The sequence below is a fragment of the Paraburkholderia sp. BL27I4N3 genome (assembly GCF_003386115.1).
GTDB lineage: Bacteria > Pseudomonadota > Gammaproteobacteria > Burkholderiales > Burkholderiaceae > Paraburkholderia.
Genome location: NZ_QREJ01000001.1, coordinates 365121 through 391043 on the forward strand (window position 1 = coordinate 365121; position 25923 = coordinate 391043).

26 protein-coding genes are annotated in these 25923 nt (G+C 63.0%); 11 read left to right on the top strand and 15 right to left on the bottom strand.

Translation table 11 applies throughout. The annotated features are described in order from the left end of the window. Positions 1-6: 6 nt before the first annotated feature. Both kynU and kynB read right to left on the bottom strand, forming a co-directional pair. Positions 7-1257: a kynureninase gene (gene kynU, locus B0G71_RS01655; RefSeq protein WP_116139324.1), complete on the bottom strand. Its 1251-nt coding sequence runs from the start codon at positions 1255-1257 to the stop codon at positions 7-9. Positions 1258-1290: 33 nt separating this feature from the next. Continuing rightward, positions 1291-1953 carry an arylformamidase gene (gene kynB, locus B0G71_RS01660; protein ID WP_116139326.1) on the bottom strand — a complete coding sequence of 221 codons (663 nt, stop codon included), beginning with the start codon at positions 1951-1953 and terminating at the stop codon, positions 1291-1293. Positions 1954-2083: 130 nt separating this feature from the next. On the opposite strand from kynB, the gene B0G71_RS01665 reads away from it, so the two are divergent. Next, entirely contained in the window at positions 2084-2599 is a 516-nt protein-coding gene (locus B0G71_RS01665) for an Lrp/AsnC family transcriptional regulator (RefSeq protein WP_012434188.1), read from the top strand. 127 nt (positions 2600-2726) lie between these two features. Here the strand turns inward: B0G71_RS01665 and B0G71_RS01670 are convergent, their stop codons facing one another. Further along, positions 2727-3236 (bottom strand): flavin reductase family protein, encoded by a 510-nt coding sequence (locus B0G71_RS01670; protein WP_106286316.1) that lies wholly within the window; start codon positions 3234-3236, stop codon positions 2727-2729. Between the two features lie 257 nt (positions 3237-3493). On the opposite strand from B0G71_RS01670, the gene msrA reads away from it, so the two are divergent. Then, the gene (msrA, locus tag B0G71_RS01675) at positions 3494-4042 is read left to right on the top strand and encodes a peptide-methionine (S)-S-oxide reductase MsrA (protein WP_116118186.1); all 549 of its coding nucleotides are present in this window, start codon (positions 3494-3496) and stop codon (positions 4040-4042) included. A gap of 27 nt (positions 4043-4069) precedes the next feature. On the opposite strand, the gene B0G71_RS01680 is transcribed toward msrA, so the two are convergent. The 3 genes from B0G71_RS01680 to pdxH form a co-directional block, all read right to left on the bottom strand. Beyond that, complete coding sequence (locus B0G71_RS01680; protein ID WP_116139328.1) at positions 4070-5479, bottom strand: DUF72 domain-containing protein; 1410 nt, start codon at positions 5477-5479, stop codon at positions 4070-4072. Between the two features lie 72 nt (positions 5480-5551). Continuing rightward, positions 5552-6766 (bottom strand): cyclopropane-fatty-acyl-phospholipid synthase family protein, encoded by a 1215-nt coding sequence (locus tag B0G71_RS01685; protein WP_116118184.1) that lies wholly within the window; start codon positions 6764-6766, stop codon positions 5552-5554. A 141-nt stretch (positions 6767-6907) separates the two neighbouring features. Further along, positions 6908-7549: a pyridoxamine 5'-phosphate oxidase gene (gene pdxH / locus B0G71_RS01690; protein ID WP_106286312.1), complete on the bottom strand. Its 642-nt coding sequence runs from the start codon at positions 7547-7549 to the stop codon at positions 6908-6910. A gap of 227 nt (positions 7550-7776) precedes the next feature. Here pdxH and tcdA point away from each other — a divergent pair, with 227 nt between their 5' ends. After that, entirely contained in the window at positions 7777-8634 is an 858-nt protein-coding gene (gene tcdA / locus B0G71_RS01695) for a tRNA cyclic N6-threonylcarbamoyladenosine(37) synthase TcdA (RefSeq protein WP_116139330.1), read from the top strand. Positions 8635-8718: 84 nt separating this feature from the next. Here the strand turns inward: tcdA and trxA are convergent, their stop codons facing one another. Continuing rightward, positions 8719-9567: a thioredoxin gene (gene trxA / locus B0G71_RS01700; RefSeq protein ID WP_116139332.1), complete on the bottom strand. Its 849-nt coding sequence runs from the start codon at positions 9565-9567 to the stop codon at positions 8719-8721. Positions 9568-9698: 131 nt separating this feature from the next. Continuing rightward, positions 9699-10574 carry a pirin family protein gene (locus B0G71_RS01705; protein WP_116139334.1) on the bottom strand — a complete coding sequence of 292 codons (876 nt, stop codon included), beginning with the start codon at positions 10572-10574 and terminating at the stop codon, positions 9699-9701. Positions 10575-10748: 174 nt separating this feature from the next. On the opposite strand from B0G71_RS01705, the gene B0G71_RS01710 reads away from it, so the two are divergent. Further along, positions 10749-11630, top strand: a complete 882-nt coding sequence (locus tag B0G71_RS01710) for an EamA family transporter (RefSeq protein ID WP_116139336.1) — start codon at positions 10749-10751, stop codon at positions 11628-11630. Between the two features lie 83 nt (positions 11631-11713). Here B0G71_RS01710 and B0G71_RS01715 read toward each other — a convergent pair whose 3' ends face one another. Both B0G71_RS01715 and tsaE read right to left on the bottom strand, forming a co-directional pair. Then, entirely contained in the window at positions 11714-13300 is a 1587-nt protein-coding gene (locus B0G71_RS01715; protein ID WP_116139338.1) for an N-acetylmuramoyl-L-alanine amidase, read from the bottom strand. After that, entirely contained in the window at positions 13282-13866 is a 585-nt protein-coding gene (gene tsaE / locus B0G71_RS01720) for a tRNA (adenosine(37)-N6)-threonylcarbamoyltransferase complex ATPase subunit type 1 TsaE (protein ID WP_116139340.1), read from the bottom strand. Before tsaE ends, B0G71_RS01715 begins: the two co-directional genes overlap by 19 nt. Before the next feature lie 17 nt (positions 13867-13883). On the opposite strand from tsaE, the gene queG reads away from it, so the two are divergent. The 3 genes from queG to xerD all read left to right on the top strand — a co-directional run bounded on the left by queG (position 13884) and on the right by xerD (position 16631). Further along, entirely contained in the window at positions 13884-15122 is a 1239-nt protein-coding gene (gene queG / locus B0G71_RS01725) for a tRNA epoxyqueuosine(34) reductase QueG (protein ID WP_116139342.1), read from the top strand. Between the two features lie 106 nt (positions 15123-15228). After that, positions 15229-15699, top strand: a complete 471-nt coding sequence (locus B0G71_RS01730; RefSeq protein ID WP_106286302.1) for a methylated-DNA--[protein]-cysteine S-methyltransferase — start codon at positions 15229-15231, stop codon at positions 15697-15699. After that, positions 15696-16631 carry a site-specific tyrosine recombinase XerD gene (gene xerD / locus B0G71_RS01735; RefSeq protein WP_116139344.1) on the top strand — a complete coding sequence of 312 codons (936 nt, stop codon included), beginning with the start codon at positions 15696-15698 and terminating at the stop codon, positions 16629-16631. The genes B0G71_RS01730 and xerD overlap by 4 nt, the downstream gene beginning before the upstream one ends. 29 nt (positions 16632-16660) lie before the next feature. On the opposite strand, the gene B0G71_RS01740 is transcribed toward xerD, so the two are convergent. After that, the gene (locus B0G71_RS01740) at positions 16661-18223 is read right to left on the bottom strand and encodes a class I adenylate-forming enzyme family protein (RefSeq protein ID WP_116139346.1); all 1563 of its coding nucleotides are present in this window, start codon (positions 18221-18223) and stop codon (positions 16661-16663) included. Between the two features lie 140 nt (positions 18224-18363). Between B0G71_RS01740 and ybaK the strand changes: the two genes are divergently transcribed. Then, positions 18364-18855 carry a Cys-tRNA(Pro) deacylase gene (gene ybaK / locus B0G71_RS01745; RefSeq protein WP_116118173.1) on the top strand — a complete coding sequence of 164 codons (492 nt, stop codon included), beginning with the start codon at positions 18364-18366 and terminating at the stop codon, positions 18853-18855. Between the two features lie 123 nt (positions 18856-18978). Then, on the top strand, positions 18979-19623 hold the full coding sequence (gene plsY, locus B0G71_RS01750; RefSeq protein ID WP_116139348.1) for a glycerol-3-phosphate 1-O-acyltransferase PlsY: 645 nt from the start codon (positions 18979-18981) through the stop codon (positions 19621-19623). A 279-nt stretch (positions 19624-19902) separates the two neighbouring features. Here the strand turns inward: plsY and B0G71_RS01755 are convergent, their stop codons facing one another. Beyond that, entirely contained in the window at positions 19903-20388 is a 486-nt protein-coding gene (locus B0G71_RS01755) for a YajQ family cyclic di-GMP-binding protein (protein ID WP_012434170.1), read from the bottom strand. Between the two features lie 197 nt (positions 20389-20585). Between B0G71_RS01755 and murB the strand changes: the two genes are divergently transcribed. Then, complete coding sequence (murB, locus tag B0G71_RS01760) at positions 20586-21626, top strand: UDP-N-acetylmuramate dehydrogenase (protein WP_116148267.1); 1041 nt, start codon at positions 20586-20588, stop codon at positions 21624-21626. A 138-nt stretch (positions 21627-21764) separates the two neighbouring features. Here murB and B0G71_RS01765 read toward each other — a convergent pair whose 3' ends face one another. Together B0G71_RS01765 and argF are read right to left on the bottom strand one after the other, a co-directional pair. Further along, entirely contained in the window at positions 21765-22991 is a 1227-nt protein-coding gene (locus B0G71_RS01765; RefSeq protein ID WP_106286297.1) for an argininosuccinate synthase, read from the bottom strand. 261 nt (positions 22992-23252) lie between these two features. Beyond that, the gene (argF, locus tag B0G71_RS01770; protein WP_106286296.1) at positions 23253-24182 is read right to left on the bottom strand and encodes an ornithine carbamoyltransferase; all 930 of its coding nucleotides are present in this window, start codon (positions 24180-24182) and stop codon (positions 23253-23255) included. Between the two features lie 472 nt (positions 24183-24654). Between argF and B0G71_RS01775 the strand changes: the two genes are divergently transcribed. Then, positions 24655-24999 (top strand): DUF3579 domain-containing protein, encoded by a 345-nt coding sequence (locus B0G71_RS01775; RefSeq protein WP_106286295.1) that lies wholly within the window; start codon positions 24655-24657, stop codon positions 24997-24999. Between the two features lie 206 nt (positions 25000-25205). Here the strand turns inward: B0G71_RS01775 and rpsT are convergent, their stop codons facing one another. Then, the gene (rpsT, locus tag B0G71_RS01780; RefSeq protein ID WP_012434165.1) at positions 25206-25484 is read right to left on the bottom strand and encodes a 30S ribosomal protein S20; all 279 of its coding nucleotides are present in this window, start codon (positions 25482-25484) and stop codon (positions 25206-25208) included. Positions 25485-25923 lie beyond the last annotated feature (439 nt).

A 25923-nucleotide genomic window follows, 5' to 3' on the forward strand; every position in this document is an offset into this window, starting at 1 on the left:
CGCTCCTCAGGTCACTGCGCCGCGTGCGGCGAATTCAGGTGCCCGCCAGGTTTCCTTCACGAGCACCTCGCGCAACGTTTCCACCGCGTCCCACACATCGACAAAACGCGTGTACAACGGCGTAAAACCAAACCGCAGCACATGCGGCTCACGATAATCACCAATCACCCCACGCGCGATCAGCGCCTGCATCACCTCATAACCCTGCGGATGCTCGAAGCTCGCATGCGAGCCGCGCTGCGCATGCTCACGCGGCGTGACGAGCTTCAACGGAAATTCGCTGCAACGCGCCTCGACCAGTTCGATGAACAGATCGGTCAACGCCAGCGACTTCTTGCGCACCGCCTGCATATCGGTTTGCAAAAACACATCGAGCCCGCATTCGACGAGTGACATCGACACCATCGGCTGCGTGCCGCACAAAAATCGGCCGATGCCATCATCCGGTTGATACGCCGGATCCATCTTGAACGGCGCGCGATGTCCCCACCATCCTGACAGCGGCTGCGCAAATTCATTTTGATGATGCTTGGGCACCCACACGAACGCGGGCGAACCCGGCCCGCCGTTCAGATACTTATACGTGCAGCCCACCGCATAGTCCGCGCCGACGCCGTTCAGATCGACCGGCACCGCGCCCGCCGAATGCGCCAGGTCCCACAGTGCGAGCGCGCCTTTATCGTGAATCAGCCTGGTGAGCGCGGCCATGTCATGCATGTAACCGGTGCGGTAGTTCACGTGCGTGATCATCGCGATGGCGGTGTCGTCGCCGATCGCGGCAGGCAGTTCGGAAGGATCGTCGACGAGGCGCAGTTCATAACCGCGATCGAGCTGCTCGATCAAACCTTGCGCGATATACAGATCCGTCGGGAAATTCGAGCGCTCGGAAACGATCACTCGACGCTTGGGATCGCGCGCATTCGCTACGCGCACGGCCGCCGACAGCAGCTTGAACAGATTGATCGAAATCGTATCGGTGACGACCACTTCGTTTTCGGCCGCGCCGATCAACGGGGCAAGCTTGTTGCCGAGGCGGCGCGGCAACTCGAACCAGCCGGCGGAGTTCCAGCTACGAATCAGGCCTTCGCCCCATTCGGCGCCGATCACGGTCTGCGCGCGCTGCGCGGCGGCCGCGGGCGGCACGCCCAGCGAATTGCCGTCCAGATAGATGGTGGTCGGCGAAAGCGCGAACTGGTCGCGCAACGTCGCCAAGGGGTCGGCGCTGTCGAGCGCCAGTGCATCGTCACGGTGGTTCATGGTGATTCCGTCAGTCAGATCAGGGATGTTCGTTCAATGGGAGGCGGGCCGAGGCTCGGGCGCCGATTCGGGCAGCGCGCGCAGAACCGCGCGCACCGGACTCGCATCGAGCGTGGTCAGCTTGAGCGGCAGCGCAATCAATTCGTAGTCGCCGGGCGGCACGTCGTCGAGCACGATGCCTTCGAGAATTGCCATGCGATGCGCGCGGATCCGGTGGTGAGCGTCCATCGTCTTCGATTCCTGCGGATCGAGCGATGGCGTGTCGATGCCGATCAGCTTCACGCCGCGCGCCGCCAGCAGGTCGATGGTGTCCGGTGCGACCGCGCAGAACGCGCTGTCCCACGCGCTGGTGGGCGCGATTCTGTAAGTGCGCAGTAAGACTCGCGACGGCAAGTCGTCGAGCGAGCCGGCCAGGTGTTGTGGCGTCACAACAGGCGATGCGCCGATGCAATGAATCACGCGGCATCGGCCGAGGTAGGCGTCGAGGGGGACTTGGCCAATTGCGGCGCCTTCGGCGTCATAGTGCAGCGGCGCGTCGGTGTGCGCGCCGGTGTGCGGCGACAGCGTCAGCCGCGCGACGTTGACGGGCGAGCCCGCCTCCATGCGCCACACGCGCTCGATGCCCACCGGCGTGTCGCCGGGCCAGACGGGCGTGGCGGTATCGACGGCGGGGGTGATGTCCCAAAGTGTTGGCATAGTCGCATCGGCGGTTTGTGTCTATCCGGGAATGATAGGTGGCCTGCCGCGAAATGTGATTGCGAAAAAATCTCCTTCTGCGCCGTGTCTTGGAACATAATTTGATTCAAACGGGAAAGGGAGACCGAATATGAACGCGATCTCGCTCGACGCCACCGATTGCCGTATCTTGACGGTGCTTCAGCAAGAAGGACGGATCAGCAATCTCGACCTCGCGGAGCGCATTTCGCTCTCGCCGTCAGCCTGTCTACGACGCCTGCGCCTGCTCGAAGAGCAGGGTGTCATCGAACATTACCGCGCGTGTCTGAATCGAGAAGTGCTGGGTTTCGAACTGGAAGCGTTCGTGCAGGTGTCCATGCGCAACGACCAGGAGAACTGGCACGAACGCTTTGCGGAAGCGGTGCGCGACTGGCCGGAAGTGGTCGGCGCGTTCGTCGTGACCGGTGAGACCCACTATCTGCTGCGAGTCCTCGCGCACAACCTCAAACATTATTCGGACTTCGTGCTGCAGCGTCTCTACAAGGCGCCGGGTGTGATGGATATTCGTTCGAATATCGTGCTGCAGACGCTCAAGGAAGATTCAGGCGTGCCGGTTTCGCTGGTGAAGAAAACCGGCGGACATAGCGCCGCGCATAACGATCGCTGAGTGAGTGACCAGGCGGCCGCGCCGTCGTGGGGCGCAGCGATTTCTTTCTCGCGGCGAGCGCCTCGCGCCGCCTGTCATTGCCAGATCGCCCGAACCGTTCGCGCCGCCTCGCGACCCGGTTCAGCGTTCAAAGCGGGGCGAGTCCGTGAAATAAGCCGTTCTGAAACACCAGCGGGGACATCTCCGCGGCATTCTCGTGCACGCCGCAGCGCTCCACTTCGCCGACAAAAATCACGTGGTCGCCTTCTTCGTAGCGGCTGCGGTTATGGCATTCGAACCAGGCGAGCGCGCCGTCGAGCACCGGCATGCCGGTGTCGCCTTCCGCGTGCGACACGCCTTCGAAGCGATCGCCCTTCACGGTCGCAAAACGCTTGCACAGATCGAGTTGCGACGAAGCCAGCACATTGACCACGTAGTGGCTGTTGGCGCGGAACACCGGCATCGACGCCGAGCGCGTGGCCAGACTCCACAACACCAGTGGCGGGTTGAGCGAAACCGAATTAAATGAGCTGGCCGTGATGCCGATCAACTGGCCGGACGCCGCTCGCGTTGTAATAACGGTGACGCCGGTGGCAAATTGGCTGAGCGCCTGTTTGAAGGCGTTCTGGTCGAAGTTGGGCGGGCTGGCGCGCTTCATCGGGCGTCGGTCCCTGGCCCAAACTGGGGGAGCGCCGGGTCGAACCCATCTCGCGTGCGGCTGGAAACAAATGATTCGAAAGTCATAGTGAAAATCGTCGATTTATCCCAATTTTAACTGCAATCGTGGGGGATCGGCCGCGCCCCCCGCCGGTGAATGAAAAAGCCGCTAAGCTGGAAGGCTCGGATAGTGGCATGAGCGTTGCGTTGAACAGTGGAACGGCAGCGGCCGACTATGTGTTTCAAGGAGCAAGCAGCATGAGTCAGACAGGCGAAGTCGCCACCCTGGGTGGCGGGTGTTTCTGGTGCCTCGAAGCGGTGTACCTTGGCGTCGACGGCGTGAATGCGGTGGAGTCGGGCTACGCGGGTGGCAAGACGCAGCGTCCAACTTATGAGCAGGTGTGCGACGGCGAAACCGGCCACGCTGAAGTCGTCAAAGTCGACTTCGATCCGGCGAAGATCAGCTATCGCGAGATTCTCGATATCTTCTTTGCGATTCACGATCCGACGCAGTTGAACCGGCAGGGCAATGACGTGGGCACGCAATATCGCTCGGTGGTCTTCACGCATTCCGACGCGCAGCGGGAAACGGCGTTGCAGGCCATTCGCGAGATCGGCGAACAGCGCCTTTACGACGGCCAGATCGTCACGCAAGTGCTACCGCTTGACGGTAATTATTGGCCTGCCGAAGCCTATCACCAGAACTATTTTGCGCAGCACCCGGATCAGGGGTACTGCTCGTTCGTGGTGGCGCCGAAGGTGGCAAAGTTTCGTCAGAAGTTTGCTCACCGGATCAGGGCGAGCTAACGGCATGAGCGGCTGCTTGCGCGTGACTCAGGCGTCGGAGTCGGGCGGCTGCTCGTTCTCTTCAGACGGCGATGGCTCATGGTCGTCTTGCTCATGCTCATGCTCATGAGCGAGCCGTGCATACGCTTCGATGATCGCTCGCGCCAACTCCACGCAACTGAGCGGCGCCGAGCCTTCCGCCTTATTGTTGATCGCGATCACCACGGGCTGGCCTGCCAGCGCGTAGCGCGCGGCCAGTTCGGCGAGTGACGCGCGGGTCGCCGGATCCTCATCGACCAACTGGTTGAACGGCTCGTACTTGGCCTTCGCCTGTTCGTATTTGAAGCCGCCGTGCAGGCTCCAGCGCACGATCAGCGGCCCGGCCGGTTCACCATCCAGTAACGCAAGCGCCGCGGCCTGGCGCAATGGATCAGGCATGCGCGCGTGAATCCCGACGCAATATCGCACGCCCGCTGCTTTGAGCGTACGGATGAAGCGCGGCGTGAGCAGACTCCCATCACGGATTTCGATCGCGTAGCAAGCGCTGTCCGGCAGCTTCGGCAGAGCGTTCAAAAATTCGGCCAGCCGTTCGATGAACACCGCAGGCTGCGCGAGCATCTGATCCGGCAGCGGCGAAAGCTGGAACACCAGCGCGCCGGCCTTGGCGCCGAGCCCTTCCAGACACGGCGTGACGAAATCGTCGATCGCCATTTGCGCGTTCAGAAAGCACGGATTCATCGAGACCGGCTCGCCGCGTTCGGCGCGCACTGTGGCATCGGTGATCGTCATCGGCGCTTTGACGATGAAGCGGAAGTGCTCGGGCACCTGCTGCGCGTAACGCAGATACTCGGTGACCGTGAGCGCCTGATAAAACGACCGGTCGATGCTGACCGTCTTCAGCAGCGGATGCGCGCCGTAAGCCGTGAGGCCTTCGCGCGAGAGCTTGCTGTTGCTGTATTCGTCGCCGTAGACGATGCCGTTCCAGCCCGGAAACGACCACGTCGAAGTGCCGAGATGGACTTGCGGCGGTAGTTGCGCTGCAAGCGCGAGGAGTTCGGGCGAGGGCGGCGCGGCAATAATTTCGCGAGTGCGGCGTTTTTTGGGGGCGCTGGCGTCTATGGGGGCGGTGTTGGCCTCTGGCGCGGTGATGGCGGCATCAGGCGCTGCCGCTTCGTCTTCCTGCCACAAGGAGCCGAGGCTTGCGGCCTTCGTCGCGCGCGGTTGACGCCGGCGCTCGGGCTGCGCTGCGGTGTCAGCGGGCGAAGTCGGCCGCTCTACCTTCTGCAGAACGTCCGCATCGGGGCCGGCCGTCCCACGCGATACCATCACCTCGCCATCGCCCTTCGCCGCTGCCGCGTCCACCGGCATCCCGAACAGGTCGAACTGTACGGCTTCGCCATCGGCGCCGTTTTCGCCCTCGACCGGATGGTCAACTTCGCTTGTGCCGCGTGGGTCCATCGGTGCTCGACCTGCTGTTCAAAGGTTTGCGCCACGTCGTCCGCTCATGCACGGCGCCGCGGCGCAACCCTATCACAGCGGTTTGTCGTACATATAGCGGCGCGACCACGGCAGGGTTTTCGCGCTGCGGCCGGCTTTGCGGCACACCACCTGGTAAATCGAGACGTCGTCGTTTTCAAACGCGTAGGCGCAACCGGCGAGGTACACGCGCCAGATGCGGAATTTCTCGTCGTCGACGAGCTTGCGGGCTTCCTCCGCATGCGCTTCGAAATTTTCCGCCCAGATGTCCAGCGTGTGCGCATAGTGACGGCGCAAGCTTTCGACGTCAACCGCTTCGAGCCCGCCGCGCTGCATCGATTCGAGCGCGAGACTGATGTGCGGCAGTTCGCCGTCCGGAAACACATAACGGTCGATGAATTCACCGCCGCCGAGCGCGGTCTCGCCACTTTCCGAATCGCTCGACGTTATGCCGTGATTCATGGCGATGCCGTCGTCCACCAGCAGGTCGTGCATTTTCTCGAAGTAGCCCGGCAGATTCTTGCGGCCCACGTGTTCGAACATGCCGACGCTCGTGATGCGATCGAATTGACCTTCGATGTCGCGGTAATCCTGCAGACGAATCTCGATCTGGCCTTCCAGGCCCGCCGCTTTCACACGCGCCGTGGCGAGATCGAACTGGTTCTGCGAAAGCGTTACGCCCACACACTGCGCGCCGAACTTCTGCGCCGCACGCAGAACGAGCGCGCCCCAGCCGCAGCCGATATCGAGCAGGCGCTGCCCCGGTTGCAACTGGATCTTGGTGAGGATGTGGTCGATCTTCTTGATCTGCGCGGTGGCGAGGTCTTCGTCGCCGTTCTCGAAGTACGCGCACGAGTACACCATGTTCTCGTCGAGCCACAGCTTGTAGAACTCGTTCGAGACGTCGTAGTGATACTGGATCGCCTTCTTGTCCGACGCCTTCGAATGATTGAAGTAGCGTCGCACGCGCGCCAGCTTGCCCGCGCTGGTCACGGTATTGCGCGCCAGCTGGTAGCCGATATTGATGATGTCCGACAGCTTGCCTTCGATGTCGATCTTGCCCTTCACATACGCCTCGCCGAGATTGTCGAGGCTCGGTTCGAGCAGATAGGGCAGCGCCGTGGCGCTCTTGACGTGTAGCGTGACCTGAGGCGCGGCGAACTGCCCGAAGTCGTGTTGCTGACCGTCCCACAGCACGAGGCGTGCGGGAACGTTAGCCCTCGTTTTTACCTCTTCCACCCACTGCGCCAGCTTCTTCTCCCAGAACATGTGATCTCTCCGTGTCCGTTGAATTAGAGCAAAGCCTGTGTGGATCGCAGCTCCGTGCAGCGCGACTCCCATGCCGCGAGTTGCCATCCGGCCGCCGCGCGCTGCTGCGTTGGCAACGTGGTGGCGGCGTTGTATTTCGATTCAAGGCGATAGGCGGGAGATTTGCCAGTCGCTGTGTTCGCCTGAACGCGTATAGAGCAAGCGGTCGTGAAGACGCGAGGGCCGGCCCTGCCAGAATTCGATTGCTTCGGGCACCAAACGATAACCGCCCCAATGCGGTGGGCGCGGTGGCTGGTCGCCATATTGCAAACTGATTTCGCGTTCGCGTGTTTCGAGCTGCGAGCGGCTTTCAATTGGCTGACTCTGATTCGATGCCCATGCACCGATGCGTGAACCGAGCGGGCGCGACGCGAAATACGCGTCGCTTTCTTCCGCGCTGGTTTTGACGATGTGGCCTTCCACGCGCACCTGGCGTTCGAGTTCGATCCAGTAGAACAGCAGGCTGGCGTAAGGATTGGCGGCCAGTTCGCGGCCTTTACGGCTTTCGTAATTGGTGAAGAACACGAAACCCCGCTCGTCGACGCCCTTGATCAGCACGATGCGCGCCGACGGCCGGCCGCGCGAGTCGACCGTGGCCAGCGTCATGGTATTCGGTTCGGGCAGTTTGGCGTCGACCGCTTGTTGAAACCACGTATCGAATTGACGAAACGGGTTACGGTCTACATCGGCAACGTCCAAAGAACCCAGCGAATAGTTTTTTCGAAGTTCGGCGAGTGAGGTCATGTTCTTATGCGAACGCTACAGTTCAATCAGTATAGCTAAGCCGCTAATTTTTTGCCTGCAACCACATCAAGGTCCCGCGCGGCGCGTGCGTGCGTGCCGGCGTATGTGGCTCCCGGTGCCGCGCTTTTCGCGGCGATGCACCTTGACGCCTTCAGGCAAAATACGGGGTTGCGTACGCCCTTGCGTTGCCACTTCGTGTTTTTGCCCGACCACCGAGCCCTGCCATCATGTCCAGCACCACTGCGCAAACCGATCTTACTACCAGCCTCGACGGGAAAGAAACCGCTGACCGTGAGCGGCGCTTCGGCGGCATCGCGCGTTTGTACGGCGCGCCGGCGCTCGCCGCGTTCGAAGGCGCGCACGTCGCGGTGATCGGCATTGGCGGAGTGGGGTCGTGGGTGGCCGAAGCGCTGGCGCGCAGCGCGGTCGGCACGCTGACGCTGATCGATCTCGACAACGTCGCCGAGAGCAACACTAACCGGCAGATCCACGCGCTCGACGGCAACTACGGAAAACCGAAGGTCGGGGCCATGGCCGAACGCATCGCGGCGATCAATCCGTTTTGCGACGTGCGCCTGATCGAGGACTTCGTCGAGCCGGACAACTTCGACGCGATGCTCGGTGGTGGCTTCGACTACGTGATCGATGCGATCGACAGCGTGCGCACCAAGACCGCGTTGATTGCATGGTGCGTGGAGAAGAAGCAACCGTTGATCACGGTCGGCGGCGCGGGTGGCCAACTCGACCCGACACGCATTCGCATCGACGATCTCGCGCTGACGATACAGGATCCGTTGCTGTCGAAAGTGCGCGGACAACTGCGCAAACAGCACGGTTTCCCGCGTGGGCCGAAAGCGAAGTTCAAGGTAAGCGCGGTGTATTCCGACGAACCGTTGATCTATCCGGCAGCCGCCGTCTGCGATATCGACGAGGAGGCCGAGCACGTCACCACGTCGCCGGGCCATACGGGGCCGGTCGGTTTGAACTGCGCGGGATTCGGTTCGAGCGTGTGCGTGACGGCGAGCTTCGGATTTGCGGCCGCCGCCCATGTGCTGCGGGCGTTGGCGAAGCAGGCTACGGCTTGAGGTGATTCACGCCGCGACGAGTGCCACGGCGCATTCAGGCGCGGCTGGCGGCGCCGCGCCTGAATATCGAGTGAGCCAATCAGATCAGAACAGCGAAGCGCTGAGCTTGCGCCGCCATTGCGATACCAGCTCCGGCTGATGCGCCGCCAGGTCGAACACCGACAGCATCGTCTTGCGGCCGATATCGTCGCGGAACGTGCGGTCGCGTTGCACGATCGCCAGCAATTGTTCGAGCGCTTCCGCGTATTTGCGGCGGGCGATAAACGCGCTGGCCAGATCGAAACGCGCTTCGAGATCGGCCGGGTCGGCCGCGACCTTTGCTTCCAGCGCATCGGTGGGCGGCAGATCCGCGGCGGCGTCCACGGCGTCGAGACGCGTCTTGATCGCGTTGAAACGCGCGTCGATGCCTTGCGTCGTTTTCGGCGACAGCAGATCGACTTCGTTGCGCGCTTCGTCGAGACGGTTGTCCTCGAGCAGCATTTCAATGCGGTCCATGCGCGCTTCGTCGAAACCCGGATCGTAGGCGAGGGCGGCCTGCAGCGCGTCGTACGCATCTTCGCGGCGGCCTTCGGCCAGCGCGGTTTGCGCTTCGAGACGCGCGGCGTCCGCGCCTTGCGGCACGAGCCGCTCGATAAACTCGCGCAACTGGCCTTCAGGCAGCACGCCGACGAACTGATCGACCGGTCGCCCATCAGCGAAAGCCATGACGTGCGGAATGCTGCGCACCTGGAAGTGCGCGGCCAGTTCCTGGTTCTCGTCTACGTTCACCTTCACGAGCTTCCATTTGCCGGCGGCTTCGGCTTCGAGCTTTTCGAGCATCGGGCCGAGGGTCTTGCACGGGCCGCACCAGGGCGCCCAGAAATCGACCAGCACGGGGGCCAGTGTCGACGCCGTGATGACGTCCTGTTCAAAAGTGGCCAGAGTGGTGTCCATTGCGTCCTCGTCGATAAAACGGTCTGTTGACTATTTGGGGCCGAACACCGGGGATTCAATGCTGCCCGAACCGCTTGCGCTTATTGCGGTGCTTGCTTGCCTTGCTCACCCGTGTGGCTTTTTTGCGTGCCTCACTTGCGCTCGGGCAGTGGAATCCATTCGGTTTCGCCCGGCACCTTGCCCATTTCCTGACTGCTCCACGCCCGCTTCGCGGCTTCGATTTTCTCACGCGAACTGGCGACGAAATTCCACTCGATAAAGCGCTCGCCGTCGAGCTTTTCACCGCCGAGCAGCATGACGCGCGCGCCGTGGGTGCTCGCCAGCGTCACCGTTTCGTCGAGCGCGAGCACCGCCATCTGGCCGACTTCGAGCGACGTGCCGTCGATTTCCAGATCGCCGTCGACGAGATAGACGCCGCGTTCCTCGTGTTCCGGTTCGAGAGCGAACGCGCCGCCCGGCGCGAATTCGCCGGCCACATACAGCGTGCCGGAAAACGTCTCGACCGGCGAGGTTGCGCCGAACGCCGTGCCGGCGATCACCCGCAGCGTGACGCCGTTGCGCTCGACCACCGGCAGCGTGTCGGCGGCGTGATGCGCGAACGACGGCTCGATCTCTTCGTCGTCGAGCGGCAGCGCGACCCACGTCTGAATGCCGTGCATGGTCTGGCCGCTCGCGCGGTCCTCGTCCGGCGTGCGCTCGGAGTGGACGATGCCGCGCCCGGCCGTCATCCAGTTGACGTCGCCGGGGACGATTTTTTGCGCCGAGCCGAGGTTGTCGCGGTGCATGATCGCGCCTTCGAACAGATAGGTCACGGTAGCGAGGCCGATATGCGGATGCGGCCGCACGTCGAGACCCACGCCCGGTTCCAGGGTGGCCGGGCCCATGTGATCGAAGAAGATGAACGGGCCGATCAGGCGCGCCGCCATGGCCGGCAGCACGCGCCGCACGGTCAGACTGCCGACGTCGCGCAGATGCGGCTTGAGGACTGCTTTGATCGAGGAGGACATGGGCAGGCTCGGTGAGAAGGGTGGGGGAGTGTTTAATAGACGATTCTACTGCGGTGAGCGCAACGACGACGTCTCGGCGGCATGTCAGTGCTCCGGGAATCTGTAGCGCGGAGCGGCGCCGGACGCTGGCGGCTCCGCTAAACTCCCAGATCGAACAACCAACTGGAGTCCGGCATGTCGCCGAGGGATTTGCTGCTTGCGATGGTCGTGGTCATCGCGTGGGGCGTCAATTTCGTCGTAATCAAGGTAGGTCTGCATGGCGTGCCGCCCATGCTGCTCGGCGCGCTGCGCTTCGCGCTCGCGGCCGTGCCGGCGGTGTTTTTCATCAAACGGCCCAATCTGCCGTGGCGCTGGCTGATTGCGTACGGCGCGACGATTTCGTTCGGCCAGTTCGCGTTCCTGTTCTCGGCCATGTACGTCGGCATGCCGGCCGGACTGGCCTCGCTGGTGTTGCAGGCGCAGGCGTTTTTCACGCTGATTTTCGCCGCGCTGTTCCTGCACGAGCGGTTCCGTTTGCCGAATGTGGTGGGGTTGCTGATCGCCGCCGGCGGTCTCGCCGTGATCGGCGTGCAAGGCGGCAGCGCCATGACGCTGGCCGGCTTTGTCCTGACCTTGTGCGCCGCGTGTTCGTGGGCGCTCGGCAACATCGTCACGAAGAAGGTCGGACAGGTGGACCTGGTCGGACTCGTGGTGTGGGGCAGCCTCATTCCGCCGCTGCCGTTTTTCGCGCTGTCGTACGCGCTCGAGGGACCGCAGCGGATCGTCGCGGCGCTATCCGGCATCAGCGCGACATCGATCTTCGCGATCGTGTATCTCGCATTTATCGCCACGCTGATCGGCTATGGCTTGTGGAGCCGTCTGCTGTCACGCTATCCGGCGAGCCAGGTCGCGCCGTTTTCGCTGCTGGTGCCGATTGTCGGTCTCGCGTCGGCGTCGCTGTTTCTCGATGAGCATCTGTCCGCGGCGCAGATCGCGGGCGCTTTGCTGGTGCTGGCGGGATTGGCCGTGAACGTGTTCGGCGGCTGGGCCGTGCAGCGGTTTTCGCTCACGCGCTGAGCGGCCGGCCTGAACCAGGACGAAAAAACGGCCGCTTCGAGCGGCCGTTTTCCGTCGCATCGTGCGCATTGCACACGCGAGCGTCACGTCATGCGGTTCTTCGCGAGCGGTGGATTCGCCGCAAAATACCGCTTGATGCCGGTCATGATCGCGTCGGCCATCTTCTCGCGATACGCGTCGTCATTCAGGCGGCGCTCTTCGTCGGGGTTGCTGATGAAGGCGGTTTCCACGAGGATCGATGGAATATCCGGCGCCTTCAGCACCGCGAACCCTGCCTGTTCGACCGAGCCCTTGTGCAGCTTGTTGATGCCGCCGATTTCCTTCAGCACGAAGTTGCCGTAACGCATCGAGTCGCGAATCTGCGCAGTGGTGGACATATCGAACAGCGCGCGATTCACGGTCGCGTCCGCGGACTTGATGTTGATGCCGCCAATCTGATCCGACGAGTTCTCCTTGTTCGCCATCCAGCGCGCGGCGGCGCTCGAGGCGCCATGCTCGGACAGCGCGAACACCGACGAACCCTTCGCGTCGGGCGTGGTGAACGCATCCGCATGGATCGACACGAACAGGTCCGCGCCGACGCGCCGCGCCTTCTGCACGCGCACGTTCAGCGGCACGAAGAAGTCGGCGTCGCGTGTCATCATGGCGCGCATGTTCGGTTGCGCGTCGATTTTCGCGCGCAGCTTCTTCGCGATGTCGAGCGCGACGTGCTTCTCATACGTGCCCGAGCCGCCGATCGCGCCCGGGTCTTCGCCGCCGTGGCCCGGATCGATCGCGACGGTCAACAGACGCACCGTGTTGCTCTTGCCGGACTTGGGATTGGTGAAGGCGTAGGTATCGTCGCTGCCGGCGTCGTCCGCGCCCAGCGTGCTGGCACTGTTGCCTTTGTTGCGAGCGATGGCCGTGGGCGGCGCCCCCGGCGCAGCAGGCGTGGCCGGCTTGCCGAGCATCGGCGGCATAGGTGTCGGGGCGACATGCACCGGCGGACGCGGCACGCCCGGAGCGGAGCCGCTACCGCTGCCGCCGTTTTGCGCGTAGCGCTCGAAGAAGGCCTCGCTGTTGTCGGCAGTGGGCGGCGTGGTGCCCGGACCGCTCAGCGTGGCGGGCGGCGGCGCGCCGTTCTCTGCGTTGAAGGTCTGCTGCTTGCGTTCCGTCTGCGCGAGCAGATCCATCAACGGATCGGGCGCGACCGCCGGATACAGGTCAAACACCAGCCGGTACTTGTACGCGCCGACCGGCGGCAGCGTGAACACCTGCGGCTTCACCGAGCCCTTCAGGTCGAACACCATGCGCACCACATGCGGCTGATATTGCCCGACGCGCACCGACGAGATCTGCGGATCGTTCGGCGTGATCTTCGAGACGAGGTCTTTCAACGACTGATCCAGATCGAGGCCGCTCAGGTCGACCACTAGCCGGTCCGGTCCCTGCAGCAACTGCTGGGCGTTCTGCAGCGGCTGATCGGATTCGATCGTCACGCGTGTGTAGTCGCGTGCCGGCCAGACCCGCACACCGAGCACCGAACTCGCCCACGCAAGACGCGGCGCGACGAGACCGAGCACGAGCGTGGACGCGCCCGCGCGGAGAATCTGCCTGCGCCGCCAGTTATGCGTTGCGGTAGCCGCCGATTCGATCGAGCGGAACGGTTTGATCAACATCTTTCGAGACATGCCTTTCCTGATTCGCTGTATGCCCGTGCGACGAGCACACGGCCGTCGCTTTCGTTCTCGTTCTCATTGTCGAGGTCGAGCGAGAAGACAAGATCCGGCACGCCAAGAAGACGGCCGGCGCGCTGCGGCCATTCGACGAGGCAGATCGCGCCGCTGTTGAAGTACTCGCGAAAGCCCGCGTCGGCCCATTCGGCCGGATCGGTGAATCTATACAGATCGAAGTGATAGAGCGTGAGTTCCCCAGCGGGCCGCTCGAGCACGTAGGGTTCGACGAGTGTGTAAGTGGGACTGCGCACGCGGCCGCTGTGGCCGAGGCCGCGCAAGGTTGCGCGCACGAGGGTGGTTTTGCCGGCGCCGAGGTCGCCGACGAGCTGGACTTGCAGTCCGTAGAACGCCTTGTCGCCGTCCGCGCCCGGCGTGCGTTGCGCGGCTTCGCGCACGCTTTCGATCGCCTGCGCGAAGCGCTCGCCGAAGGCCATGGTGGCGGCTTCGTCCGCGAGCGCAAAGGTGCGTTCGAGCAGGACGCTGGCGGGCGGTTGGATCGCGAGATCGGGATTGGCAGGCATTCTCGTAAAATGGCGTGATGAACCGAAGTCCGGAGTCCCCTGTTTCCCGCACGCCTGCGTCTGACGACGATGCGCGTGCCGAGCGTTGTTTCGATGAAGCGGCGCTGAAGGCGCTCGCGCTGAACATCAAAACGTGGGGCCGTGAACTGGGTTTCGGAGCGGTCGGCATTAGCGATACCGATCTCTCCGCTGCCGAAGCGCCGCTTGCAGCCTGGCTGGAAGCGGGTTGCCACGGCGAGATGGATTATATGGCGAAACACGGCATGAAACGCGCGCGGCCGGCCGAGCTTGTGGCCGGCACGCGACGTGTGATTACGGCGCGCATCGCTTATTTGCCCGCGCAGACATCGAGCGGAAAGGCGCGCGAAAGCGCTTTGCAGGACGGCCCATTCACGCGGGACTGGCGCGCAGCCGAGCATGCGCGGCTCGCGGACCCGTCGGCGGCGGTCGTGTCGATCTATGCGCGCGGCCGCGATTATCACAAGGTGATGCGTAACCGTTTGCAACATCTGGCCGAGAAAATCGAAGCCGAGATCGGCGCATTCGGCTACCGCGTATTTACCGATTCGGCGCCGGTGCTCGAAGTAGAACTGGCGCAGAAAGCCGGCATCGGCTGGCGCGGCAAGCATACGCTGCTGCTGCAACGTGACGCGGGCTCGTTGTTTTTTCTCGGCGAGATTTATGTCGATGTGCCGTTGCCGACCGATGCCGAGACTGTGCCTGAACTTGCACCCGAGACCCCGGGCTCGCATTGCGGAAGCTGCACGCGCTGTATCGGCGCGTGTCCGACCGGGGCGATCGTCGCGCCTTACAAGGTCGATGCGCGCCTGTGCATCTCCTATCTCACGATCGAACTGAAGGGCAGTATTCCCCTGGAATTGCGGACGCTGATCGGCAATCGTGTGTATGGCTGCGACGATTGCCAACTCGTGTGTCCATGGAACAAATTTGCGCAGGCCGCGCCGGTCGCGGACTTCGACGTGCGGCATGGGCTCGATCGCGCGTCGCTGGTCGAATTGTTCGCGTGGAGCGCGGACGAGTTCGATACGCGCATGCAGGGCAGCGCGATTCGCCGCATCGGTTACGAGAGCTGGTTGCGCAATCTCGCCGTGGGCATGGGTAACGCGCTGCGTGCGTCGTCGGACAGTTTGAGCGGGCCGGCGCGCGAGGCGATCGTGCAGGCGCTGAGAATGCGTGTGGATGACGCTTCCGCCGTCGTGCGCGAGCATGTGGAATGGGCTTTGGAAGCGGCGTAAAGTAGCGGCAAACGGGCGGTGCTTCGTGTGCTTGGCGTGCCTGCACCCCATGCCGGTACGCTATCTTGCAACCCCGAACGCCCGCGCTATTGAGGAGCAGGCAATCATGTTCAACGCAGTGATCGACGCGCCGTTCGGCAAGATCGGCATTCGCCTCGAAGGCGAGGCCGTGCGCGAGATCGTCTATCTGCCGGATTCGATGCAAAACGTCGCGCCCGACACGCCTTTGGCCAAGCAGGCGGCCGAGCAGATCGAGCGATATTTCGAGCGCGCCTCGGCGAAGTTCGAGTTGCCGCTGGCCTCGGTCGGCACCGCGTTTCAGAAGCGCGTGTGGCAGGCCATCAGCGACATTCCGCCGGGCGTCGTGCTGACTTACGGTCAACTGGCGCGGCAACTCGGCAGCGCGCCGCGCGCGGTCGGTCAGGCGTGCGGCGCCAATTACTTTCCGATCGTGATTCCGTGTCATCGGGTGGTGAGTTCGAGCGGCATCGGTGGTTTCGCGAATCACGCCGAAGAGGGTTTCTTTCGCAACATCAAGCGCTGGCTGCTGGCGCACGAAGGCATTCCCTACGCATGAACGATACGTTGACCGACGACGCGGTGACCGCGTCACCTCTGCTCGTCGCCAGCTCGGCGTCGATCGATGCATTCTGCGACGCGCTGTGGCTCGAACACGGACTGTCGCGCAACACGCTCGATGCGTACCGCCGCGATCTGCGGCTCTTTTGCGAATGGCTGGCGCAGAGCCGCAACACGTCGCTCGATACCGCGAGCGAAGCCGATCTGAACGCCTATAGCGCGGCGCGACAGAAAGACAAATCGACTTCGGCGAACCGGCGCCTGTCGGTGTTTCGCCGCTACTACGGTTGGGCCGTTCGCGAGCATCGCACGAAGGTGGATCCGACGGTGCGCATCCGCTCGGCGAAACAGCCGCCGCGTTTTCCGTCGACGCTCAGCGAGGCGCAAGTCGAAGCACTGCTCGGTGCGCCCGACATCGATACGTCGTTGGGTCTGCGCGATCGCACGATGCTGGAGTTGATGTACGCGAGCGGCTTGCGCGTGACCGAACTCGTCACGTTGAAGACGGTGGAAGTGGGCCTGAACGAAGGCGTGGTGCGCGTCATGGGCAAGGGCTCGAAGGAGCGCCTGATTCCGTTCGGCGAAGAAGCGCATAGCTGGATCGAACGCTATCTGCGCGAGGCGCGCCCCGCGTTGCTCGGCGCGCGCGCGACCGACGCGCTGTTCGTGACGAGCCGCGCCGAAGGCATGACGCGCCAGCAGTTCTGGAACATCATCAAGCGTCACGCGAGCGCGGCCGGTGTGCATGCGCCGCTCTCGCCGCATACCTTGCGGCATGCGTTCGCCACGCATCTGCTCAATCACGGCGCCGACTTGCGTGTCGTGCAACTGCTGCTCGGCCACACGGATATATCGACCACGCAGATCTACACGCATGTGGCGCGGGAGCGGTTGAAGTCGCTGCACGCGCAGCATCATCCGCGAGGCTGATACGCATTCGCGGCGCGCTTGCGCTTCGTTCAAAGAAACTCGCGCAGCCGGTGCTTGAGAATCTTGCCCGTCGATGCCGCCGGCAGCGCGGCGAGCACTTTGACTTCGGCCGGCCGCTTGTATGGCGCGAGACGCTCGCCGCACCAATCGATCAGTTCGGCGGGCGTCACCGCTGCGCCCGCAAGCAACTCGACGAACGCGACCACTTCCTCGTTACCTTCCACCGCGCGTCCGATCACCGCCGACTGCACGACTTGCGGATGCGCGTTCAGCACGTGTTCGACCTCGGCCGGATACACGTTGAAGCCCGACCGTATGATCAGCTCCTTGCTGCGCCCGACGATATGCAAGGCGCCGTCCGCGTCCTGCCGCGCGAGGTCGCCGGTTTTGAGCCAGCCGTCTTCGGTGACGACCGCGGCTGTCTGCTCCGGGCTGCGGTAGTAGCCGAGCATCACGTTGGGGCCGCGCACCCATAGTTCGCCGATCTCGCCCCTCGCTGCGTCGATTCCGTCGAGTCCGACGAAGCGCACCTCGACGCCCGGAATGACCTCGCCGACGGAACAATCGCTGCGCGGCGCGTCGAGCATGGTGTGTGACACGGTCGGGCTGCTCTCGGTCATGCCGTAACCGTTGTGCAGCGGCAGACCGTAGACGCTTTCCACCTGCGCTTTCAAGGCGGCATCGAGCGGCGAGCCGCCCGAATAGGCGAAGCGCAATTGCGGTGCGGACCACGAGTGGCCGTGTGTCTGCAGGTGTTCGAGCAGTTTGGCGTGCATGGCCGGCACGCCCTGGAAAATCGACACACGTTCCTCGGCGAGGGCGCGGCGGACGGCTTCTGGCGCGAAGCGCGGCACGAGCCGCAAGGTCGCGCCCGCGTGCAGGCTGCCCAGACAGACGGACGCGAAACCATACACGTGCGAGATAGGCAGCACGGCATAGACGACATCGTCGGGGCCAACTTTGCGCAGGCGGCTCGAAATCGCGGCAATGAACAGCAGATTACGATGCGACAGCATCACGCCCTTGGGCGCGCCGGTAGTGCCCGTGGTGTAGATCAACGCGGCGCACTGGCGCTCGCTTGCGGCTTCGACCGGCTCGGCGATCGCCGTGTTATCCACCGTGTATGACCACGCGCCGATGTCCGGCGCGATAGGGGATGTTTGGATGGCTTGATGGCGCTCGGCGTGCAGCTTGGCGTCCGCCGAGTTTTCCGTGGCGTAGGCGACGACGCGCGGCTGCGCGTGCGCACGGATCGAGTCGAGTTCGGCGGCGGACAGGCGCGCGTTCGATACCAGCGCCCATGCGTCGAGCCGGGCAGTCGCGAACAGCAGGACGATCTGCACGATGCTGTTCTCCGCGACGATCATCACGCGATCGCCGCCGCGCACGCCCGCTTCGCGCAGCAGCGCGGTGACGGCGTCGACGGCCTGCAGCAGTTGCGCGCTGGTGAGGCGGCGTGCATCCTCTATCAAGGCGACGTGCTGCGGATCGCGCGCGGCAGCCAGCGCCGGAATGTCGGCGATGCGCGCGGGCAGGGCTGCCAGCAGCGCGGGAATGTCGATGGTGGAACGGGCGGGTGAATCGAAGCTCAACACTGTCTCCTAAAGACGATTTGGTGGTCGACGTACAGTGCGTCAAAAGATTCTCGAACGATCGTGCCACAGCCGCTGGGCCCGCACAATTAGCCGTTCGGCAAATAGCCGTTGTGCAAAGTCGCCATTACAATGCGCCGATGAGCAAATCCAGACACGTCTCCGAAACGCCGGCCACGCAGTTTCTGCGCCGCCATGGCGTCGCTTTCGGCGAACATCCTTATGATTACGTCGAGCACGGCGGCACCGGGGAATCGGCGCGCCAGCTCGGTGTGGACGAGCATCACGTCGTGAAGACGCTGGTGATGGAAGACGAGCACGCCAAGCCGCTGATCGTGTTGATGCACGGCGACCGCACCGTCAGTACCAAGAACCTCGCGCGGCAGATCGGCGCGAAGCGCGTCGAGCCGTGCAAGCCCGAGGTGGCGAACCGGCATTCCGGCTACCTGATCGGCGGCACCTCGCCCTTCGGCACGAAGAAGCAGATGCCGGTGTACGTCGAGTCGAGCATTCTCGACATGGACAAAATCTGGCTGAACGGCGGTCGGCGCGGTTTTCTGATCAGCATCGAGCCGAAGGTGCTGACGGAGTTGCTGGCGGCGAAGGCGGTGCAGTGCGCGAGCGTCGATTGACTTTTGCCTGAATGTTTTGCGCGCGCGGGTTCGGTAGAATGTGCGCCGCCTTGTTCCAAGTTGCGCGCCCTGTTGCGGTTGGGGTGTCGAGTTTCAGACCGCCGATCCTTATAAGAGTCCCAGATGCAAAACCTGATCGTTGCTGTCGTTGCCTACCTGATCGGTTCGGTGTCGTTTGCCGTGATCGTGAGCGCCGCGATGGGCCTCGACGACCCGCGCTCGTATGGTTCGGGCAACCCGGGCGCCACCAACGTGCTGCGCAGCGGCAGCAAGAAGGCCGCGATTCTCACGCTGATCGGCGACGCATTCAAGGGCTGGCTGCCGGTGTGGTTCGTGGTGCACTACGGCGCGCGTTACGGGCTCGAAGAGACCTCGGTGGCGATTGCGTCAGTGGCCGTGTTTCTTGGTCACCTGTATCCGGTTTTCTTCCGCTTCAAGGGCGGCAAGGGCGTGGCGACCGCGGCCGGCGTGCTGCTCGCGATCAATCCGATTCTCGGCGTCGCGACTTTGCTGACGTGGCTGATCGTGGCGTTCTTCACGCGCTATTCGTCGCTGGCGGCGTTGGCCGCGGCGGTGTTCGCGCCGATCTTCGACGGTTTTCTGTTCGGACCGCATGTGATCGCGCTAGCGATCGTCGTGATGAGTTCGCTGCTGGTGTGGCGGCATCGCGGCAATATCGCCAAGCTGATGCGCGGGCAGGAGAGCCGGATCGGAGACAAGAAGAAGGCGGATGCGGCGGCGAAGCCGGCGGGAGGGAGCGACGTTTGAAGTGCGGTGCTTTTGCGCTCGTGCTTTTAAAGCCTTAGGGCTTTAGTGCTTAGGGCTTTGGTGCTCTGCGCACCATCTGCACGGCTCCGCGCGAATGCCAGGTGGAGCACGGCGGCGCTGGCTAGAGACAGGCGCCCGCTTACGCGCCGGCAGTTTTGCGCCTGGTACGCCGAGCCCAATACGGGCTACCCAGCGCTCAGCGCCTGGTGCTGAGCGCCCAGCACACCTGTCATGCGCGGTGCCGTGCGCGCGTTCGGCGCCCGCACGTGCGCCGGCAGATCAATCGCGGAAGTTGTTGAAGTCGAGCGGCGTATCGGTCACGTCCTTGCGCAGCATGGCGATCACGCTTTGCAGATCGTCGCGCTTGCCGCCGGTGATGCGCACCGCGTCGCCCTGAATGCTCGCCTGGACCTTGATCTTGCTGTCCTTCACGAGGCGCACGATTTTCTTCGATAGATCGCCCGACACGCCTTTCTTGATCTTGATGACCTGCTTGACCTTGTCGCCGCCGATCTTCTCGATCTTGCCATGGTCGAGGAAGCGCACGTCCACGTTACGCTTGGCCATTTTCGATAGCAGCACGTCTTTGACCTGGCCGAGTTTGAAATCATCGTCCGCGTAGGCCGTGATTTCGTTTTCCTTGTGTTCGACGCGCGCGTCCGACCCTTTGAAGTCGAAGCGCGTGGAAATTTCCTTGTTGGACTGCTCGATCGCGTTCTTGACTTCGATCATGTTCGCTTCGCAGACGACGTCAAACGATGGCATTTTTTTCTCCCAATAGTGCTGCGGTGCGTGACGCAACCGGACGGCTGCTCACGGGGCACTCGCTATAATCACGGACCGGACGTCATTTTACCGACGCCACTCCCATTTGCCCAAGGCCGCCGCGCATTGCCGCGCGGCCGGGGCCCGAAGCCGGTTTGATCGGCTGCTTGATTCGTCGTTTCACTGTTCCGATTCCGATGTCCCAAACCCACTCCGCCGCGTTCATGGCCGGCTATCCGCTGAAGGCGCACAACACCTTCGGCTTCGATGTGCGCGCGCGGTTTGCCTGCCGCATCGAGCGTGAAGAGCAACTAATGGCCGCGATGCGCGATCCGCGCGCAGCCGGCCTGCCGCGTCTCGTGCTGGGCGGCGGCAGCAATGTCGTGCTGACCGGCGATTTTGGCGGCCTGGTGCTGCTGATCGCACTGCGAGGCCGCCGCGTCGTGCGCGAGGACGATGACGCATGGTACGTCGAAGCGGCCGGCGGCGAGCCGTGGCATGAGTTCGTCGGCTGGACTTTGGCGCAAGGTTTGCCGGGTCTCGAGAACCTCGCGTTGATTCCGGGGACCGTGGGCGCGGCGCCGATTCAGAATATCGGCGCGTATGGGTTGGAGATGGTCGAGCGCTTCGCGTCGCTGCGCGCCGTGGAACTGGCTACCGGCGACGTCATCGAAATGGATGCGCAGGCGTGCCGCTTCGGCTATCGCGACAGTTTTTTCAAACGGGAAGGCCGGGACCGTTTCGTGATCACGTCGGTGACGTTCCGTTTGCCGAAGGTCTGGCAGCCGCGTGCCGGTTACGCCGATCTCGCCCGCGAATTGGCTGCGAGCGGCCAGGCGGATACGCCGCCGAGCGCGCAGGCGATCTTCGATGCGGTAGTGGCGGTGCGGCGCGCCAAGCTGCCCGATCCGCTGGAGCTCGGCAACGCCGGTAGTTTCTTCAAAAATCCGGTGATCGAGGCGGCGCCGTTCGAGGCGCTGAAGGCCAGGGAGCCGGACGTCGTGTCGTACCTTCAGCCGGATGGACGGGTGAAACTCGCCGCCGGCTGGCTGATCGATCGATGCGGCTGGAAAGGCCGTGCGATGGGCGCGGCGGCCGTGCATGAGCGGCAGGCGCTGGTGCTGGTGAATCGCGGCGGCGCGAGCGGGGCGGAGGTGCTGGCGCTTGCAAAAGCAATTCAGCGCGATGTGCTGGAGCGATTTGGGGTGGAGTTGGAGGCGGAGCCGGTTTGTTTGTGACGATTCGTTGATGAATATAAAAAAGGCGCCGGGAATTTTCTTCCGGCGCCTTTTTTGCGTCTACGTTTTGGCTTCGGCCGCGCCTCGCGGCGCTTGACTTCGTTACCGCGAAGTTATCCTGCGCCAAAACGCCGGCTGTCAGTCACGCTGACGGCGCGCATTCTCCGCGATCCGCATGCGCAGCGCGTTCAGCTTGATGAAGCCGCCGGCGTCAGCCTGGTTGTAAGCGCCGCCGTCGTCGTCGAACGTGGCAATGGTTTTGTCGAACAGCGTTTCCTTCGAATCGCGTGCGACCACCGAGACGCTGCCCTTATACAGCTTAACGCGCACCCAGCCGTTCACCTTCTCTTGCGTATGGTCGATCAACACCTGGATCGCGCGGCGCTCCGGGCTCCACCAGTAGCCGTTATAAATCAGCGACGCGTAGCGCGCCATCAGATCGTCTTTCAGGTGAGCCACTTCACGGTCGAGCGTGATCGACTCGATGCCGCGGTGCGCCTTCAGCATGATCGTGCCGCCCGGCGTTTCATAGCAGCCACGCGACTTCATGCCGACGTAACGGTTTTCCACCAGATCCAGACGGCCAATGCCGTGCTTGCCGCCCAGACGGTTCAGCTCGGTCAGCATTTCCGCAGCCGACAGACGCTTGCCGTTGATCGCGACCGGATCGCCGTGCTCGTATTCGATGTCGAGATATTCAGCCTGGTCCGGCGCCTGTTCCGGCGACACGGTCCAACGCCACATATCGGCTTCGGCTTCCGCCTTCGGGTCTTCCAGGTGACGGCCTTCGAACGAGATGTGCAGCAGGTTCGCGTCCATGGAATACGGCGCGCCGCCTTGCTTGTGCTTCATTTCGATCGGAATGCCGGCCTTTTCCGCGTACGCGAGCAGCTTTTCGCGCGACAGCAGGTCCCATTCACGCCACGGTGCGATCACCTTGATGCCCGGTTCCAGCGCGTAGTAACCGAGTTCGAAGCGAACCTGGTCGTTGCCCTTGCCGGTCGCGCCGTGCGACACCGCTTGCGCGCCGGTGGCGCGGGCGATTTCGATCTGACGCTTGGCGATCAGCGGACGCGCGATCGACGTGCCCAGCAGGTACTCGCCTTCATAGATCGTGTTGGCGCGGAACATCGGGAACACGTAGTCGCGCACGAATTCTTCGCGCAGGTCTTCGATAAAGATGTTGTCCTGCTTGATGCCCAGTTGCAGGGCTTTCTTGCGCGCCGGTTCCAGCTCTTCGCCCTGGCCGATGTCGGCCGTGAACGTGACGACTTCGGCGTCGTAATTGTCCTGCAACCACTTCAGGATGACGGAGGTGTCGAGGCCGCCCGAATAGGCGAGCACGACTTTCTTGATATCGCTCATGGTGAACTCGTAGCTGGAGAAAGCGGGAAAACAAGGCGCGCCGGCGGTTCCGGAGCGCGGAAAACCACTATTTTGACACTAAACCGCAGGTCGCCCGCGTTTTTGGGGCAGTGCGATGTCGAAGCCGGGTCCGTTTACGGCCAGTCGCGGCCGTGGACGCCGGCTCGATGCGTGGCGCTAAACGTGGATGCCTTGCCTCGTATTCAAGGCCCCGTCGCGCTTCACGCAGATGCCGCTCAACTTGCTGACCGAGCGGCTCGCTCAGTGATTCAGCTTGCCGAGCAGCAGGTATTCCATCAAGGCCTTTTGCACATGCAGACGATTTTCCGCCTCGTCCCACACGACGCTTTGCGGGCCGTCGATCACTTCCGCGCTGACTTCCTCGCCGCGGTGGGCGGGCAGGCAGTGCATGAAGAGCGCGTCGGCGTTGGCGCGTGCCATCATGTCGGCGTCGACGCACCAGTCGGCGAAGGCCTTCTTGCGCGCTTCGTTTTCGGCCTCGAAGCCCATGCTGGTCCAGACGTCCGTGGTCACGAGGTCGGCGCCGGTGCAGGCCTCGTTCGGATCGTCGAATTCTTCGTAGAACGGGGCGCTTTCGGCAGCGACCATGGCGCGGTCCAGCTTGTAGCCCGGCGGCGTGGACAGGCGCAACTTGAAGCCGAGAATCTGTGCGGCTTCGATCCACGTGTACAGCATGTTGTTCGCGTCACCGACCCACGCGACCGTCTTGCCGCGAATCGGACCGCGATGCTCGAAGTACGTGAAGATGTCCGCCAGCACCTGGCACGGGTGATATTCGTTGGTGAGCCCGTTGATCACCGGCACGCGCGAATTCTCGGAAAAGCGCTGGAGAATGTCCTGGCCGAACGTGCGGATCATGATGATGTCGACCATGCGCGAGATCACTTGCGCGGCGTCTTCGATCGGTTCGCCACGGCCGAGCTGCGTGTCACGCGTGCTCATGAAAACGGCGTGGCCGCCCAACTGGAAGATGCCGGCTTCGAACGACAGGCGCGTGCGCGTCGAATTTTTTTCGAAGATCATCGCCAGCGTGCGATCGTGCAGCGGATGGTAAGTCTCGTAGTTCTTGAATTTGCGTTTCAGAATGCGCGCGCGTTCCAGCACGTACTCGTAGTCTTCCAGCGAGAAATCCTTGAACTGCAGGTAGTGGCGAATTTTCTTGGCGGTCATGAAACAAATACGGCGGTCTCACCCGGCAGGATTGCCGGACGGCGCCGCCGTCGTTTGTGGTAACTCAATGCAGCATAAAGGATTTCGCCCGATTTGACGAGTCGGCCAAAAGGCTGGGCAAGCTGTCTGAAAGCCTTGTGAAACCGTTAGACATGTCTTGTGTGCGCTGCGGAAAAAGGTCCTCTGCGTTATAATCCGCAGGTTATCCCAAAGCCCAGCAGGCCGGTATTTCGCTTGGCCGACCTCGGCTCGCGCGGTTCGGAATGACCTGCTCGCGGTGCGCCGTTACGATGAGCACCAAGGCGGCTTAGCCGGCTCTTCGCGGTTTCTGGCGGCGTGGTTCGCCATCGCGGCATGGTCAGCGAGTTCCAGGCAGGTCTCAGGCGGGTTTCAGCAATGAGCAGGCAATTCAGCGCCGTTCCGCCGTCCGTTTTGCCGTCATCCCGCTGGGCAGTTACACAGGTATTCCTACATGGCCGAAGCAGCTCCAACCGAATATTTCATTCAGGGCATCACGTCGAAGGGAAAAAAGTTTCGGCCGAGCGACTGGTCGGAGCGTCTTGCCGGCGTCATGGCCTGCTTCGGCCCTGGCGCAAGGAAAGGGCCGAACGCTTATATGCAGTACTCGCGGTACGTGCGGCCGACCATGATCGGCGACCTCAAGTGCGTGATTCTCGATTCGCGTTTGCGCGACATCGAACCCATGGCTTTCGACTTCGTCCTCAACTTCGCTAAAGACAACGACCTCGTCGTGACCGAGGCGTGCGAGCTGCAACTCGAGCACGCCACGCCGCAAGAGAAACGGCACGTGATCTAGCGCGAGCCTGCCGGCTCGGCAACAACAAAAGAAAAAACAAAAACCCGCCGGTAGCGGGTTTTTTTACGCTCAGTCCGTCAGTCACGAGCGCGACGGACTACGCGGTGCAGTGCGGATCTTTCGGTCCGAAGCAAAAAAGCCCGCCGAGGCGGGCCTTTCTGTGCAGCGGAAACAGGAGGTAGCCCACCGAAGCGGGCTGACCGGGATTACTGTGCTGCGGACGCTTGCAGACCCTTGATGGCTGCAGCGAGGCGGCTCTTATGGCGAGCTGCCTTGTTCTTGTGAACGATGTTCTTGTCGGCGATGATGTCGATGGTCTTCGACGATGCCTGGAAGATTTCAGCGGCCTTGGCCTTGTCGCCGGCGTCGATCGCCTTGCGGACAGCCTTGATAGCCGTGCGGAACTTCGAGCGCAGTGCCGAGTTATGCGAGTTTGCCTTGGCGGCCTGGCGGGCGCGCTTGCGTGCTTGTGCGGAGTTAGCCATGACGGTTCCTTATCCTGTTCCTGTTTCCAGTACCTGACCTTCAAGTGGTGAGGCGCTGCTTTTAGATCGAACTCTTGGAAGCGATTGCCCAAGAGCGCAAAAGTGTCGAAAAAAATCGATCGGACTACGCGAAGGCAAGCCTGTGTTTTCGGGCTAATCAAGGGTTGTTGGCAGATGGCGCGCGGTTAGCTGTGGCTAGCGTACGACCGATCTGAACCCCGTCCGAAAAGTTGAGCGAGCTTCGAAACCGGCGATTATAGCAACAAAATCAGGCACGTGGCAACGGGAAAGCGTCACGAAGCTCTGCCGCCCTATTGCGCAAAGTCCTGCGCCCGCTCGGCAGCCATATGGAGCAAGCGTGCCGCAGTCCGCGCGGAAAGTGGAGGCGGGGCGTGTCCGAGGGCCCAGAACGGCGCGGCCGCGCTCAAAAAGACGCCGC

Excerpts from the sequence above, each read along its gene's own strand:
- kynU (WP_116139324.1), bottom strand. The coding sequence starts at position 1,257 with ATGAACCACCGTGACGATGCACTGGCGCTCGACAGCGCCGACCCCTTG.
- kynB (WP_116139326.1), bottom strand. The coding sequence starts at position 1,953 with ATGCCAACACTTTGGGACATCACCCCCGCCGTCGATACCGCCACGCCC.
- B0G71_RS01665 (WP_012434188.1), top strand. The coding sequence starts at position 2,084 with ATGAACGCGATCTCGCTCGACGCCACCGATTGCCGTATCTTGACGGTG.
- B0G71_RS01670 (WP_106286316.1), bottom strand. The coding sequence starts at position 3,236 with ATGAAGCGCGCCAGCCCGCCCAACTTCGACCAGAACGCCTTCAAACAG.
- msrA (WP_116118186.1), top strand. The coding sequence starts at position 3,494 with ATGAGTCAGACAGGCGAAGTCGCCACCCTGGGTGGCGGGTGTTTCTGG.
- B0G71_RS01680 (WP_116139328.1), bottom strand. The coding sequence starts at position 5,479 with ATGGACCCACGCGGCACAAGCGAAGTTGACCATCCGGTCGAGGGCGAA.
- B0G71_RS01685 (WP_116118184.1), bottom strand. The coding sequence starts at position 6,766 with ATGTTCTGGGAGAAGAAGCTGGCGCAGTGGGTGGAAGAGGTAAAAACG.
- pdxH (WP_106286312.1), bottom strand. The coding sequence starts at position 7,549 with ATGACCTCACTCGCCGAACTTCGAAAAAACTATTCGCTGGGTTCTTTG.
- tcdA (WP_116139330.1), top strand. The coding sequence starts at position 7,777 with ATGTCCAGCACCACTGCGCAAACCGATCTTACTACCAGCCTCGACGGG.
- trxA (WP_116139332.1), bottom strand. The coding sequence starts at position 9,567 with ATGGACACCACTCTGGCCACTTTTGAACAGGACGTCATCACGGCGTCG.
- B0G71_RS01705 (WP_116139334.1), bottom strand. The coding sequence starts at position 10,574 with ATGTCCTCCTCGATCAAAGCAGTCCTCAAGCCGCATCTGCGCGACGTC.
- B0G71_RS01710 (WP_116139336.1), top strand. The coding sequence starts at position 10,749 with ATGTCGCCGAGGGATTTGCTGCTTGCGATGGTCGTGGTCATCGCGTGG.
- B0G71_RS01715 (WP_116139338.1), bottom strand. The coding sequence starts at position 13,300 with ATGTCTCGAAAGATGTTGATCAAACCGTTCCGCTCGATCGAATCGGCG.
- tsaE (WP_116139340.1), bottom strand. The coding sequence starts at position 13,866 with ATGCCTGCCAATCCCGATCTCGCGATCCAACCGCCCGCCAGCGTCCTG.
- queG (WP_116139342.1), top strand. The coding sequence starts at position 13,884 with ATGAACCGAAGTCCGGAGTCCCCTGTTTCCCGCACGCCTGCGTCTGAC.
- B0G71_RS01730 (WP_106286302.1), top strand. The coding sequence starts at position 15,229 with ATGTTCAACGCAGTGATCGACGCGCCGTTCGGCAAGATCGGCATTCGC.
- xerD (WP_116139344.1), top strand. The coding sequence starts at position 15,696 with ATGAACGATACGTTGACCGACGACGCGGTGACCGCGTCACCTCTGCTC.
- ybaK (WP_116118173.1), top strand. The coding sequence starts at position 18,364 with ATGAGCAAATCCAGACACGTCTCCGAAACGCCGGCCACGCAGTTTCTG.
- plsY (WP_116139348.1), top strand. The coding sequence starts at position 18,979 with ATGCAAAACCTGATCGTTGCTGTCGTTGCCTACCTGATCGGTTCGGTG.
- B0G71_RS01755 (WP_012434170.1), bottom strand. The coding sequence starts at position 20,388 with ATGCCATCGTTTGACGTCGTCTGCGAAGCGAACATGATCGAAGTCAAG.
- murB (WP_116148267.1), top strand. The coding sequence starts at position 20,586 with ATGTCCCAAACCCACTCCGCCGCGTTCATGGCCGGCTATCCGCTGAAG.
- B0G71_RS01765 (WP_106286297.1), bottom strand. The coding sequence starts at position 22,991 with ATGAGCGATATCAAGAAAGTCGTGCTCGCCTATTCGGGCGGCCTCGAC.
- argF (WP_106286296.1), bottom strand. The coding sequence starts at position 24,182 with ATGACCGCCAAGAAAATTCGCCACTACCTGCAGTTCAAGGATTTCTCG.
- B0G71_RS01775 (WP_106286295.1), top strand. The coding sequence starts at position 24,655 with ATGGCCGAAGCAGCTCCAACCGAATATTTCATTCAGGGCATCACGTCG.
- rpsT (WP_012434165.1), bottom strand. The coding sequence starts at position 25,484 with ATGGCTAACTCCGCACAAGCACGCAAGCGCGCCCGCCAGGCCGCCAAG.